The organism is Bordetella genomosp. 13, assembly GCF_002119665.1.
Classification (GTDB): domain Bacteria; phylum Pseudomonadota; class Gammaproteobacteria; order Burkholderiales; family Burkholderiaceae_B; genus Bordetella.
This window is the reverse complement of sequence record NZ_CP021111.1, coordinates 1,294,953-1,307,659: the sequence shown is the minus strand read 5'-3', so window position 1 is coordinate 1,307,659 and position 12,707 is coordinate 1,294,953. Positions and strand designations below refer to the sequence as shown.

At 67.8% G+C, this 12,707-nt stretch carries 13 protein-coding genes; 9 read left to right on the top strand and 4 right to left on the bottom strand.

What is annotated here, in order from left to right; genetic code table 11:
• Positions 1-9: 9 nt before the first annotated feature.
• Together upp and dacB are read right to left on the bottom strand one after the other, a co-directional pair.
• A complete protein-coding gene (upp, locus tag CAL15_RS05995) occupies positions 10-648 on the bottom strand; it encodes a uracil phosphoribosyltransferase (protein ID WP_086077744.1) in 639 nt (212 codons plus the stop codon).
• A gap of 164 nt (positions 649-812) precedes the next feature.
• Positions 813-2,231 (bottom strand): D-alanyl-D-alanine carboxypeptidase/D-alanyl-D-alanine endopeptidase, encoded by a 1,419-nt coding sequence (gene dacB / locus CAL15_RS05990; protein ID WP_086077743.1) that lies wholly within the window; start codon positions 2,229-2,231, stop codon positions 813-815.
• Positions 2,232-2,330: 99 nt separating this feature from the next.
• Here dacB and CAL15_RS05985 point away from each other — a divergent pair, with 99 nt between their 5' ends.
• The 5 genes from CAL15_RS05985 to tgt all read left to right on the top strand — a co-directional run bounded on the left by CAL15_RS05985 (position 2,331) and on the right by tgt (position 6,908).
• Positions 2,331-3,299, top strand: coding sequence for a Bug family tripartite tricarboxylate transporter substrate binding protein (locus tag CAL15_RS05985; protein WP_086077742.1), 969 nt, complete (start codon positions 2,331-2,333; stop codon positions 3,297-3,299).
• Between the two features lie 10 nt (positions 3,300-3,309).
• Entirely contained in the window at positions 3,310-3,711 is a 402-nt protein-coding gene (locus CAL15_RS05980; RefSeq protein ID WP_086077741.1) for a RidA family protein, read from the top strand.
• A gap of 10 nt (positions 3,712-3,721) precedes the next feature.
• Entirely contained in the window at positions 3,722-4,606 is an 885-nt protein-coding gene (locus CAL15_RS05975; RefSeq protein WP_086077740.1) for an amidohydrolase family protein, read from the top strand.
• A gap of 107 nt (positions 4,607-4,713) precedes the next feature.
• Complete coding sequence (gene queA / locus CAL15_RS05970; protein WP_086080953.1) at positions 4,714-5,775, top strand: tRNA preQ1(34) S-adenosylmethionine ribosyltransferase-isomerase QueA; 1,062 nt, start codon at positions 4,714-4,716, stop codon at positions 5,773-5,775.
• The gene (gene tgt, locus CAL15_RS05965; protein ID WP_086077739.1) at positions 5,772-6,908 is read left to right on the top strand and encodes a tRNA guanosine(34) transglycosylase Tgt; all 1,137 of its coding nucleotides are present in this window, start codon (positions 5,772-5,774) and stop codon (positions 6,906-6,908) included. Before queA ends, tgt begins: the two co-directional genes overlap by 4 nt.
• 84 nt (positions 6,909-6,992) lie before the next feature.
• Here tgt and CAL15_RS05960 read toward each other — a convergent pair whose 3' ends face one another.
• Positions 6,993-7,310 carry a CcdB family protein gene (locus CAL15_RS05960; protein WP_086080952.1) on the bottom strand — a complete coding sequence of 106 codons (318 nt, stop codon included), beginning with the start codon at positions 7,308-7,310 and terminating at the stop codon, positions 6,993-6,995.
• Positions 7,311-7,315: 5 nt separating this feature from the next.
• Complete coding sequence (locus tag CAL15_RS05955) at positions 7,316-7,561, bottom strand: type II toxin-antitoxin system CcdA family antitoxin (protein WP_086077738.1); 246 nt, start codon at positions 7,559-7,561, stop codon at positions 7,316-7,318.
• A 291-nt stretch (positions 7,562-7,852) separates the two neighbouring features.
• On the opposite strand from CAL15_RS05955, the gene yajC reads away from it, so the two are divergent.
• The 4 genes from yajC (at position 7,853) to miaB (ending at position 12,697) form a co-directional block, all read left to right on the top strand.
• The gene (yajC, locus tag CAL15_RS05950; RefSeq protein WP_086077737.1) at positions 7,853-8,197 is read left to right on the top strand and encodes a preprotein translocase subunit YajC; all 345 of its coding nucleotides are present in this window, start codon (positions 7,853-7,855) and stop codon (positions 8,195-8,197) included.
• 60 nt (positions 8,198-8,257) lie between these two features.
• Positions 8,258-10,210: a protein translocase subunit SecD gene (gene secD / locus CAL15_RS05945; RefSeq protein WP_086077736.1), complete on the top strand. Its 1,953-nt coding sequence runs from the start codon at positions 8,258-8,260 to the stop codon at positions 10,208-10,210.
• A gap of 14 nt (positions 10,211-10,224) precedes the next feature.
• Positions 10,225-11,157, top strand: a complete 933-nt coding sequence (gene secF, locus CAL15_RS05940; protein ID WP_086077735.1) for a protein translocase subunit SecF — start codon at positions 10,225-10,227, stop codon at positions 11,155-11,157.
• Between the two features lie 106 nt (positions 11,158-11,263).
• Complete coding sequence (gene miaB / locus CAL15_RS05935; RefSeq protein ID WP_086077734.1) at positions 11,264-12,697, top strand: tRNA (N6-isopentenyl adenosine(37)-C2)-methylthiotransferase MiaB; 1,434 nt, start codon at positions 11,264-11,266, stop codon at positions 12,695-12,697.
• The last annotated feature ends 10 nt before the right edge of the window (positions 12,698-12,707 follow it).

Sequence of the window (12,707 nt, the reverse complement as noted above, 5' to 3'; positions counted from 1 at the left end):
GCTGGCGCCCTACTCGCCCTTCTGCTTCGTACCGAAAATCCGGTCGCCCGCGTCGCCCAGGCCGGGGATGATGTAGCCGTTCTCGTTGAGGCGCTCGTCGATGGACGCCGTGTAGATGTGCACGTCGGGATGTTGCGACAGCACGGCCTCGACGCCCTGCGGCGCGGCGACCAGCACCAGCGCGCGGATCTCGCGGCAGCCCGCGCGCTTCAACATGTCGATGGTGGCCAGCATCGATCCGCCGGTGGCCAGCATGGGATCGACGATCAGCGCCAGGCGCTGGTCCAGTTCGCCCACCAGGCGTTCGACGTAGGTGTGCGCCTGCAGGGTTTCTTCGTTGCGGGCCACGCCCACCACGCTGACCTTGGCGCCCGGGATGAGGCTGAGCACGCCGTCCAGCATGCCGATGCCGGCGCGCAGGATGGGCACCACGGTCACTTTCTTGCCGGCGATCTTCTCGACCTTCACCGTGCCGCACCAGCCCTCGACCTCGGCCTCGGTCAGGGGCATGTCCTTGGACGCCTCGTAGGTCAGCAGCGCGCCCACCTCTTGGGACAGTTCCCGGAAGCTCTTGGTGCTGAGGTCGGCGCGACGCATGATGCCGAGCTTGTGGCGGATCAGCGGATGGCGGATTTCGTGCACGGGCATGTGCGGCATCTCCAGTGGTACGGTGCGGCGGGGCGCCGCCTGGCGCGAGCGGCAGATTATCGTAGCGCGTTTGGCGCGCGGGGCGGCATGGTAACCCAACCCGCCCGCAACGGCGGCGCGGGGCGCGAGGCCGCGCACCCGGGCCTGAGCGGCCTGCCCGTCGTCTACTGTTCGGCCAGCCAGCCGATCAGCGCATCGTTGAACGAGCGCACGGCTGCCGCCTGCTCGTGGTTGACCATGCTGACCACGATGTAGCGCTTGCCGCTGGCTCCCAGCACGTAGCCAGCGATCGCGCGCACGTCGCGCAGCGAGCCCGTCTTCAGGTGCGCCATGCCCTCGCCGTCCTTGCCGCGCAGGCGGCGGCGCACCGTGCCGTCCACGCCGGAGATCGCCAGCGACGACATGAACTCGGGCATGTAGGGCGAGGTCCACGCGTGCATCAGCAGCGCGGCCAGGCTCTCGGCCGAGACGCGGGCCTCGCGCGCCAGGCCGGCGCCATTGTCGATGACGAGTTCCGGCATTTTCAGGCCCTGCGCCTCGAGCAGCGAACGCGCGACCATGTCGCTGCTCTGCACCGTGGCCGGGCGCGCGCCGCGCTCCGCGCCCAGGGTCAGCAGCAGCGTGCGCGCCATCACGTTGTTGCTGCGCTTGTTGATCGTGCGGATGATCTCGCCCAGCGGCTGGGACTCGTGGGCCGTCAGCAGCACGGCGTCGGGCGGCACGAGGCCCGCGCGCACCTGTCCGGTGAACTTGCCGCCCAGGTCGGTCCACAGCTGGCGGAACACCGCCGTGGCGTACTCGGGCTGCGACATGGCAAGTCGATACAAGGCGAATTCGCCGCACGATCCGGCCACCTTGCCGCCCACGCGCACGGCCACGCCCTGCTGCGTGACGACCGGGTCGGTCGTCACCACGGGCGGCCCCGGGCAGCGCACGTCGCTCCATTCGACATTGCCCTCGATGCGCAAGCCGGGCAGCGGCGGGTCGACGTAGGGCACCCACTGCCGCGCGGCGGGGTCCGGCACGAAAAGCAGGCGCACCGCACCGAAGCCCACCATCAATGCGTCGGGACTGGCGTTATAGGCACGGTCCGGCGCGCCGTCGAAGGCGCCGGGATCGATGCCCACCTGGCCGAAGATGCTGCGGTCGATGACCAGGTCGCCGACCTGCTTCACCCCGCGCAGCCGCAGGTCGCGCAGCAGCGTCCACAGGTCTTGCAGCATCAGCTGAGGGTTGCCGCCGGCGCGCAGGTACAGCGGGCCGGGCAGCACGCCGCGGGCGTCGGGGCGGGCGCCCGGCTCGGCCAGCAGTTCGGTGCGCCAGATGTAGTTCGGCCCCAATTCGGACAACGCGGCCCATGTGGTGACCAGCTTCATCACCGAGGCGGGGTTGCGCGAGGTGGCGGAGTTGATGGCCGCCAGCCGCTGTCCGTCCACTTCCTGCACGACCAGGGACAGCGAACTGTCCGGCAGGCCGGTCTTCTTCCAGATCGCCGACAGCTCCGGCGGCAGCGCCTGCGCCTGGCCCTGGCAGGCGAACAGCGCCAACCCCACGGCCGCCAGCCAACGTTTCAGCATTCCCATCCGCTCTATTGCTCTTTTCCAGGTGATCGAAAAAATATCGTAATTCTGTCTCATTTATGGAGAAAAATAGCTACAGATTTTTCACCTGGAGAAACACAGATGAACCATCGCCTTGCCCTGTTTTCCGCCGCCCTGGCGCTGACCCTGCCGCTGGCCGGCCCCGCCGCCGCACAGAGCTATCCCGACAAACCGGTCACGCTGGTCGTTCCGTACCCTCCGGGCGGCAACGTCGACATCTCGGCACGCATTCTGGCCGAAGCGCTGAGCCGGAAGTTCAAGCAGACCTTCGTCGTTGAGAACAAGGCCGGCGCTGGCGGCCAGATCGGCGGCAATTATGTGGCACGCTCGACGCCCGACGGCTATACGCTGTTCGTTTCGTCCAACGGCCCGCTGCAGATCGCCGAGCTGGTCTTTGCCAAACCGATGTACCAGTGGAAGCAGGTTTTCCAGCCCATCAGCACGATCGCGCTGTCGCCGGTGGTACTGACGGCCAGCCCCAAGCTCACGGTGAACTCGGTGGACGAACTGCTGGCCAAGGCCAAGGCCGAACCGATGGTAATGGGTTCGCCGGGGGCCGGCACCATCAACCACCTGGCCTCTGAACTGCTGCAGCTGCAGTCCGGCGTGAAGTGGGACACCGCCCACTACCGCGGCAACGCGCCCGAGATCACCGACCTGATCGGCGGGCAGGTGCTGTTCTCGTTCGAACAGACCACCGTGGCCATGCCGTACTACACCAGCGGCAAGCTGCGTCCGCTGGCCGTGGCTTCCAGCGAACGCGTGCCCATGCTGCCCAACGTGCCCACCATGAAGGAACTGGGCTATAAGGACTACGAAGCGGTGACCTACACCGCGCTGGTCGCCCCCAAGGACACGCCCAAGGCGGTGGTCGACGCGCTGGCCGCCGCCACGCGCGAAGTGCTGGCCGAACCGGACGTGGCCAAGCGCCTGACGGACAGTCACGCCATCCCGCACGGCCTGTCGCCGGAAGAGACCACGCGCTTTCTGGATGCCGAGACGGCCAAGTGGAGCGAGGTCATCCGCCGCGCGAACATCACGGCCGAATGATCGAGGACCCATGAAGAAACGCCACAGCATCTACGTCGACGGCGCGTCGCACCGCGCGCCGATCCCGGCGGCCTGCCGCATCGGCAGCCTGCTGGTGACCGGAGTCATCAACGGCAACGATCCCGCCACGGGCGAGTTTCCCGATTCGCTCGACGAACAGTGCCGCCTGCTGTTCGCGCAGGTGCGCGCCATCGTCGAGGCGGCCGGCGGCGCCACGGCCGACATCATCAAGATGACGGTCTGGCTGAAGGACCGCAACGACAAGACGGCGCTCAACCGCGAATGGCTGGCGATGTTCCCCGATCCCGAAGACCGGCCCGCCCGGCACACCCCGCCGGGCGCGGACCTGGAAGGCCCCAGGCTGATCCAGGCCGATTTCATGGCGGTGCTGGGCGACGGCGCGCAAACATGAGGACGGTTCCATGACACAGTACTTCCCGTTCGACCCGAACCCGCGCGCGCCCGCCGAGCCGCCGCCGCCCGGCGCGTGCGACGCGCAGTTCCACGTGTTCGGCCCGCGCGAGCGCTATCCTGTGCGCCCGGACGCCGGGTACGAAATGCCGCACGCCACCTTCGAGGAGGCGATGCGCATGCATCGCACGCTGGGCATCACGCGAGGCGTGATCGTGCAGCCCACCACCTATGGCACCGACAACAGCGCAATGCTGGACGCGCTGGCGCTGGCCGGCCCGGGCTATCGCGGCTGCACCATCGGCAAGACGCTGGACACGGCCTCGGAAGCCGAGCTGCAGCGCCTGCACGACGCCGGCGTGCGTGGCGCGCGCTTCAACTTCCTGCGCAGCCTGAACATGATGCCCACCCCCGAGGCCCTGGCCAATTCGGCGGCGCGCCTGCGCGAGCTGGGCTGGTACATGAAGATCCAGCCGGGCAACGAAGGCATCCTGGACGCGGTGGCCCTGTACGAGGACCTCGACATCCCCGTGCTGATCGACCACATGGGCCGTCCCGATCTGTCCGAAGGACTGGACGGACCGACGGTGCGCAAGGTGATCGAGCTGCTGGGCCGCGGCAACTTCTGGCTGATGCTGTCCAACGGCCACAAGCTGTCGCGCCAGGGCGCACCGTGGGACGACGCGGTGCCGCTGGCGCAGGCGTACATCCAGGCCGCGCCGGATCGGGTGGTGTGGTCCACCGACTGGCCGCACCCGGTTTCGACCAGGCGGCCGCCCAACGACGGCGACCTGCTGGAGCTGTTCTACCGCTATGCGCCCGATGCGGATACGCGCCGGCGCGTCCTGGTGGACAACCCGGCCGCGCTGTTCGGCTTCGGGCCGGTCGGGACCTGACAGGGCGGCACGCCGCACGGCGGCGGGTCGCCGCGCCCGCCGTATGTCGGGCGGTGCGTCCGCCGCCCGACATACAATAGCGGGTTGTTTCCCGCTTGCCCGACCCCGTGTCCGCCCCCCTCACCCTATCCGACTTCGACTACGAACTGCCGCCCGAGCTGATCGCGCAGCACCCGGCGCCCGAGCGCGGAGGCAGCCGCCTGCTGCACCTGGACGATGCCGGCCGGCTGCATGATCTGCGCTTTCCGGACCTGGCCGGCCTGCTGCGCGCGGGCGACCTGCTGGTCTTCAACGACACCCGCGTCATCAAGGCGCGCCTGACCGGCCACAAGGCCGGCAGCGGCGGCAAGGTCGAGGTGCTGGTCGAACGCCTGGTCGAACCCACGCGTGCCCTGGCCCACGTGCGCGCCAGCAAGTCGCCGGGTCCCGGCACGACGCTGCGCCTGGCCGACGCCTTCGAGGCCGAGGTGCTGGGCCGCGAGGGCGAACTGTTCGACCTGCGCTTTCCCCAGCCCGTCCTCGACCTGCTCGATGCGCACGGGGCCACGCCGCTGCCGCCCTACATCACTCACGCCGCCGAGGCGGACGACGACAGCCGCTACCAGACGGTCTATGCGCGCCAGCCGGGCGCCGTGGCCGCGCCCACGGCCGGCCTGCATTTCGACCAGCCCATGCTCGAGCGCCTGGCCGCGCTGGGCGTGCAGCGGGCCTTCGTCACCCTGCACGTGGGCGCGGGCACCTTCCAGCCAGTGCGCGTGGACAACCTGCAGGACCACGTGATGCATGCCGAGTGGTACACCGTCCCGCAAGAGACCGCTGACGCCGTGGCGGCTGCGCGCGCCCGTGGCGGCCGCGTGGTGGCCGTGGGCACGACCAGCGTGCGCGCGCTCGAGTCGGCCGCGGCGCAGTCGGGCGCCGAACCGGGCGCCGCCCGGCCGCTGGAAGCGGCCCAGGGCGACACGCGCCTGTTCATCACGCCCGGCTATCGCTACCGCGCCGTGGACGCGCTGCTGACCAACTTCCACCTGCCGCAATCGACGCTGCTGATGCTGGTGTCGGCCCTGGCCGGGATGGAACCCATCCGCCGCGCCTATGCGCACGCGGTGGCCCAGCGCTACCGCTTCTTCAGCTATGGCGACGCCATGTTCATCGAAACTCCCCGCCCATGACCGGATTGCGCTTCGAACTGCTGGCCACCGACGGCGCCGCGCGCCGCGGCCGCGTCACCCTCAACCACGGCACGGTGGAAACGCCGATCTTCATGCCCGTGGGCACCTATGGCAGCGTCAAGGCCATGCTGCCGCACGAGCTGAAGGAAGTCGGCTCGCAGATCGTGCTGGGCAACACTTTCCACCTGTGGCTGCGCCCCGGCACCGACATCATGGAGGCGCATGGCGGCCTGCACGGTTTCATGCAGTGGGACAAGCCCATCCTCACCGACTCGGGCGGCTTCCAGGTCTTCAGCCTGCAGGGCATGCGCAAGATCACGGAAGAAGGCGTGAAGTTCGCGTCGCCCATCGACGGCACGCGTCTGTTCCTGACGCCGGAAGAGTCGATGCGCATCCAGCGGTCGCTGAACTCGGACATCGTCATGGTGTTCGACGAATGCACGCCCTACGAGATCGACGGCCGGCCCGCCACCGCCGAGGAGGCGGCCCGCTCGATGCGCATGTCGCTGCGCTGGGCGCGCCGCTCGCGCGACGAATTCGACCGCCTGGGCAATCCCAACGCGCTGTTCGGCATTGTGCAGGGCGGCATGTACGAGACGCTGCGCGACGAATCGCTGGCAGGCCTGCGCGAGATCGGCTTCCATGGCTATGCCATCGGCGGATTGTCGGTGGGCGAGCCCAAGGAAGACATGCAGCGCATCCTGGCCCACGTGGCGCCGCGCCTGCCGACCGACGCCCCGCGCTACCTGATGGGCGTGGGCACGCCCGAAGACCTGGTCGAGGGCGTGTCGCGCGGCGTGGACATGTTCGACTGCGTGATGCCCACGCGCAACGCGCGCAACGGTTGGCTGTTCACGCGCTACGGCGACCTGAAGATCCGCAATGCCCGCTATCGCGACGACACGCGTCCGCTGGATCCGACCTGCGCCTGCCACACCTGCCGCCACTTCTCGCGCGCGTACCTGCATCACCTGCAGCGCGCCAACGAAATCACGGGCGCGCGCCTGAACACGCTGCACAATCTGCATTTCTACCTGGACCTGATGGACCAGATGCGCACCGCCATCGCCGAGGGCCGATTCGACGCCTGGCGCGCGCAATTCGCCGCCGACCGGGCGCGCGGGGTCGATTAGCGGCGGCTCCGGTTCCGTGACCCGGATTGACCCGGGCGCCCTTGCGCGCGGGTCCCGGCGTCTCGCGCGGGGCGGGTTCCGGTCTCAGAAAGATCCGAACAAGCGATCCAGAGCGCCGACGATGCGGTCATGCTCGGCTTTCAACGAGTCGACCGGAGCGCCGAGCTCGCGCCAAGGCACCGCGGCCAGCTTTGGCGTATCCAGGAAGCACTGCTGGCCATCGATGTCGAAGACCGGCATCAGGTCTTGCGGCATGCGCAGGTCCGGGAAGCGGTCGAGCAGGCGCAGCGGAACCACGACGCGGGTATTCAACGGCGCCAGGTGCTCACTTTGCACGTCGAGCAGGAAAGGCGTGGTGGCGGCATGCGCGCCCGGATTGCGGTAGACGTCGAAGCGCGCCATGGCGGTCAGAAGCTGCGCCACTGGTCGAGAGGCAGGCCCTCGCTTTCGGACAAGCGGTTGTAAGCGTCGATGAACTCGGCGTTTTCCTGGGCCCAGCGTTGCGCCTTCTGTTTGCGAATCAACTCGCGCAGCAACTGATCGCAGGTCTGCGATAAATTGATGCCGAGCGCCTTCGCATCCTCGTATACATCCACGGACAGCGAAATATTGGTGGCACGCTTGGGGGCGGCCTTGGCCGGGGCGTCGATCATGTGGCGGCTGCGTCCGTAGGGTGGTTTGTGGCGTGGCATGCGCATTCAGCATGCGCAGTCATTATACGCAGCATGGTCCCACCCCCCGGCGTCGGCGATGCCGCGCGCCGGCGGGGCAACCTCGCTACAATAGCCGGCTTGCCCTGTTCAATGGCTCGCGCGGGAACAGGGCGCCAAAAATGTGGAACGGACCCCGGGGAAACTTCCGGGACCGGCCGGTAGATCAATCGACCATAGCCGCAGATCCATCACCACGCCATTCAAAACAAACTGATTTTGCAGGAGTACACCATGTCCGCAATCGACACCGCCGGCCTCGTCCTGGCCCAGGCCGCCGCTCCGGAAGGCAACGCGCTGATGGGTATGCTGCCCATCGTGCTGATGTTCGTGATCCTCTATTTCCTGATGATCCGTCCGCAGATGAAGCGCCAGAAGGAACATCGCAACATGGTGGCCGCGCTGGCCAAGGGCGACGAAGTCGTCACCGCCGGCGGCATGCTGGGCAGGGTGTCCAAGGTGACCGACAGCTACGTCACCGTCGAAGTCGGCGAACTGGCCGACAAGCCCGTCGAAGTCATCATGCAGAAGACCTCGGTGACGACCGTGCTGCCCAAGGGAACCATCAAGGCCCTCTAAGCATCACATCAGGCCCCGCATGCGGGGCCTTTCGTCTTCATCACGCTCGAATCGCCGGCAATGAACCGCTATCCCCTCTGGAAATACATCACGGTCCTGGTTGCGGTCGTGATCGGCCTGCTCTATACGCTGCCCAACTTCTACGGCGAGTCTCCCGCCGTGCAGGTATCCAGCGCCAAGGCGACCGTCAAGGTCGAACCGGCCATGCTGGAACAGATCAACCAGATCCTGGCCGATGCCAAGATCGAGTCCACCAGCGTCTATTACGAACTGAACGGCACGCTGGGCACCATCCGCGCGCGTTTTCCGTCGACCGACGTGCAGCTGCACGCCCGCGACGTGCTGGATCGCGCGCTGAACACCGACCCCGCCGATCCGCGCTACACCGTCGCGCTGAACCTGCTGCCCGCCTCGCCCACCTGGATGCGCGCGCTGGGCTGGTTCGAGCCGCGGCCCATGTACCTGGGCCTGGACCTGCGCGGCGGCGTGCACTTCCTGCTGCAGGTCGACATGCAGGGCGCCCTGACGGCCCGCTACGACTCACTGGCGACCGAAGTGCGCAGCGTGCTGCGCGACCAGAAGGTCAACGTCGCGGGCGTCGAACGATCGGGCATGTCGGTGGTGGCCAACTTCGCCAATGAAGACGATCGCGGCCGCGCGCTGGATGCGCTGCGCGGCCGCCTCACCGAACTGACCCTTGCCAACGCCGACGAGGGCGGGCGTCCGCAGCTGGTGGGGCAGCTCAGCCCCGCCGCCATCACCCGCGTGCAGGACAACGCGCTCAAGCAGAACATCAACACCCTGCACAACCGCATCAACGAACTCGGCGTGGCCGAACCGGTCATCCAGCAGCAGGGCGCCGACCGCATCATCGTGCAGCTGCCCGGCGTGCAGGACGTGGCCAAGGCCAAGGAACTGCTGGGCCGCACCGCCACGCTCGAGATCCGCATGGTCGACGACTCGCCCGCCGCGATGAGCGCGCTCGCGGGCGGCACCGTGCCCTTCGGCCTGGAACGCTACACCGACCGCGACGGCTCGCCCGTGCTGGTGCGCCGCCAGGTCGTGCTGACCGGCGAGAACCTGCAGGACGCCCAGCCGGGCCGCGACCAGCAGACCCAGCAGGCCGCCGTGCACCTCACGCTGGACAGCAAGGGCGCGCGCATCTTCCGCGACGTCACGCGCGACAACATCGGCAAGCGCATGGCCATCCTGCTGTTCGAGAACGGCAAGGGGGAAGTGGTCACCGCGCCCGTCATCCGCAGCGAAATCGGCGGCGGCCAGGTGCAGATCTCGGGCAGCATGACCGCCGAGGAAGCCGCCGACACCGCGCTGCTGCTGCGCGCCGGCTCGCTGGCCGCGCCCATGTCGATCATCGAGGAACGCACCATCGGCCCCAGCCTGGGCGCCGACAACATCGCCAAGGGCTTCGACTCCACGCTGTACGGCTTCCTGGCCATCGCGGTGTTCATCATCGTCTACTACCACCTGTTCGGGGTGTTCTCGGCCATCGGCCTGACGATGAACGTGTTGTTCCTGCTGGCGCTGCTGTCCATGCTGCAGGCCACGCTGACGCTGCCCGGCATCGCGGCCATCGCGCTCACCCTGGGCATGGCCATCGACTCGAACGTGCTGATCAACGAGCGCATCCGCGAGGAACTGCGCAGCGGGGCCACTCCGCAACAGGCCATCCACCACGGCTTCGAACGCGCCTGGGGCACGATTCTCGACTCGAACCTCACCACGCTCATCGTCGGCCTGGCGCTGCTGGCCTTCGGGTCGGGCCCGATCCGCGGCTTCGCGGTAGTGCACTGCCTGGGCATTCTCACCTCGATGTTCTCGTCGGTGGTGGGCGTGCGCGCCCTGGCCAACCTCTGGTATGGCCGCAAGCGCAAGCTGACCAGCATCTCGATCGGCACCGTATGGCGGCCGAATACGGAAAAAACCGCTGGAAACGGCTCGGGCAAGGGTGCAGTCAAGAAAGACGCCGGCGGCAACGCGCCGGCCGTCAAGTGAGGTAGGACCTAGACATGGAATTCTTCCGGATTCACCGCACCATCCCGTTCATGCGCAACGCGCTGGTGCTGAACATCATCAGCCTGGTCACGTTCCTGGCGGCGGTGTTCTTCATCGTCACGCGCGGCTTTCACCTGTCCATCGAGTTCACCGGCGGCACGGTCATGGAAGTCACGTATGCGCAGACCGTGCAGCTGGACAGCGTGCGCACCGCCGTTTCCAAGCTGGGCTACAGCGACTTCCAGGTGGCCAACTTCGGCACCTCGCGCGACGTCATGATCCGCCTGCCGCTGACCGAGGGCCAGACCTCGGCCACGCAAAGCGAGACCGTGATGCAGGGGCTGAAGGCGGCCGATCCGTCGGTCGAGCTGCGCCGCGTCGAGTTCGTGGGACCGCAGGTCGGCCAGGAACTGCTGCACAACGGGCTGATGGCGCTGCTGGTGGTGGTGCTGGGCATCGTGGTGTACCTGGGACTGCGCTTCGAATGGAAGTTCGCCCTGGCCGGCGTGGTCGCCAACCTGCACGACGTGGTCATCATCCTGGGCTTCTTCGCCTTCTTCCAGTGGGAGTTCTCGCTGGCCGTGCTGGCGGGCGTGCTGGCGGTGCTGGGCTACTCGGTGAACGAGTCCGTGGTCATCATGGACCGGATCCGCGAGAACTTCCGCAAGTACCGCAAGGCGAGCGTGGTCGAAGTCATCGACAGCGCCATCACGCAGACCATCTCGCGCACCATCATCACCCACGGCTCCACGCAGATCATGGTGCTGGCCATGCTGTTCTTCGGCGGCCCGTCTCTGCACTACTTCGCCCTGGCGCTCACCATCGGCATCTGGTTCGGCATCTACTCGTCGGTGTTCGTGGCCGCCGCGCTGGCCATGTGGATGGGCGTCAAGCGCGAAGACCTGGTCAAGCCGGTCAAGAAGGAAGGCGAAGCCGAGATCGTCTGATCCGGCGGCAGGCGGGAAGCGGCAGGCCTGGCCGTACAGGCTAAAATGCCCGTTTCCCCTCCAGCCTGGACGCCCCCGGGATCTACACCCGTCACGGCGAACTTCGATGCAAGAAACCACGCTCAAGCGCGCGGCGGCCCAAGCCGACGCGCCCGCCGCCGCCGCGGCCCCGCAAGCATCCCTGCAGGACGGCGCCCCCCGCAAGCTGTACATCCGCACCTTCGGCTGCCAGATGAACGAGTACGACTCGGACAAGATGGCCGACGTGCTGCGCGCCGACCAGGGCCTCGAACTCACCGACACGCCCGAAGACGCGGACGTCATCCTGTTCAATACCTGTTCGGTGCGCGAGAAGGCGCAGGAAAAGGTGTTCTCCGACCTGGGCCGCGTGCAGCACCTCAAGAAGCTCAACCCGCGCCTGGTCATCGGCGTGGGCGGCTGCGTGGCCAGCCAGGAAGGCGAGGCCATCGTCAAGCGCGCGCCCTACGTCGACGTGGTGTTCGGCCCGCAGACCCTGCACCGCCTGCCCGACCTCATTCGCCAGCGCCGCGCGCAGGGCCGCTCGCAGGTGGACATCAGCTTTCCCGAGATCGAGAAGTTCGACGCCATGCCGCCGCCGCGCGTCGATGGCGCCACGGCTTTCGTCTCCATCATGGAAGGCTGCAGCAAATACTGCAGCTTCTGCGTGGTGCCCTATACGCGCGGCGAAGAGGTTTCGCGCCCGTTCGACGACGTGCTGGTCGAGGTGGCCGACCTGGCCGACCAGGGCGTGAAGGAAGTCACGCTGCTGGGCCAGAACGTCAATGCCTATCGCGGCGCCATGGGAGACAGCGGCGAGATCGCCGACTTCGCCACGCTACTGGAGTACGTGCACGAGATCCCGGGCATCGAGCGCATCCGCTACACCACCTCGCACCCCAAGGAGATGACCCAGCGCATGGTCGACGCCTACGCGCGCCTGCCCAAGCTGGTGTCCTTCCTGCACCTGCCTGTGCAGTCCGGCAGCGACCGCGTGCTGGCCGCCATGAAGCGCGGCTACACCGCGCTCGAATTCAAGTCGGTGGTGCGCAAGCTGCGCGCCGCCCGGCCCGGCCTCACGCTGTCGTCCGACTTCATCGTGGGCTTCCCCGGCGAAACCGAGGAAGACTTCGGCAAGACCATGAAGCTCATCGAAGACGTGGGCTTCGACACGTCGTTCTCGTTCGTCTATTCGCGCCGCCCCGGCACGCCGGCGGCCGACCTGTCCGACGACACGCCGCAGGACGTGAAGCTCAAGCGCCTGCAGCGGCTGCAGGCGCTGATCAACCAGCAGGCCGCCGCCATCGCGCAGGGCATGGTGGGCACTCGCCAGCGCGTGCTGGTCGAGGGCGAGTCGCGCCGCGACGCGGCCGAGCTGATGGCCCGCACCGAGAACAACCGCATCGTCAACTTCGCCGCGCCGCCGCGGCTGATCGGCCACATGATCGACGTGGAAATCACGCACGCTCACACCAACTCGCTGCGCGGCCGGGTCGCCACCGCCGGCGGAGCCGCCGAATGACCGCGCCCGT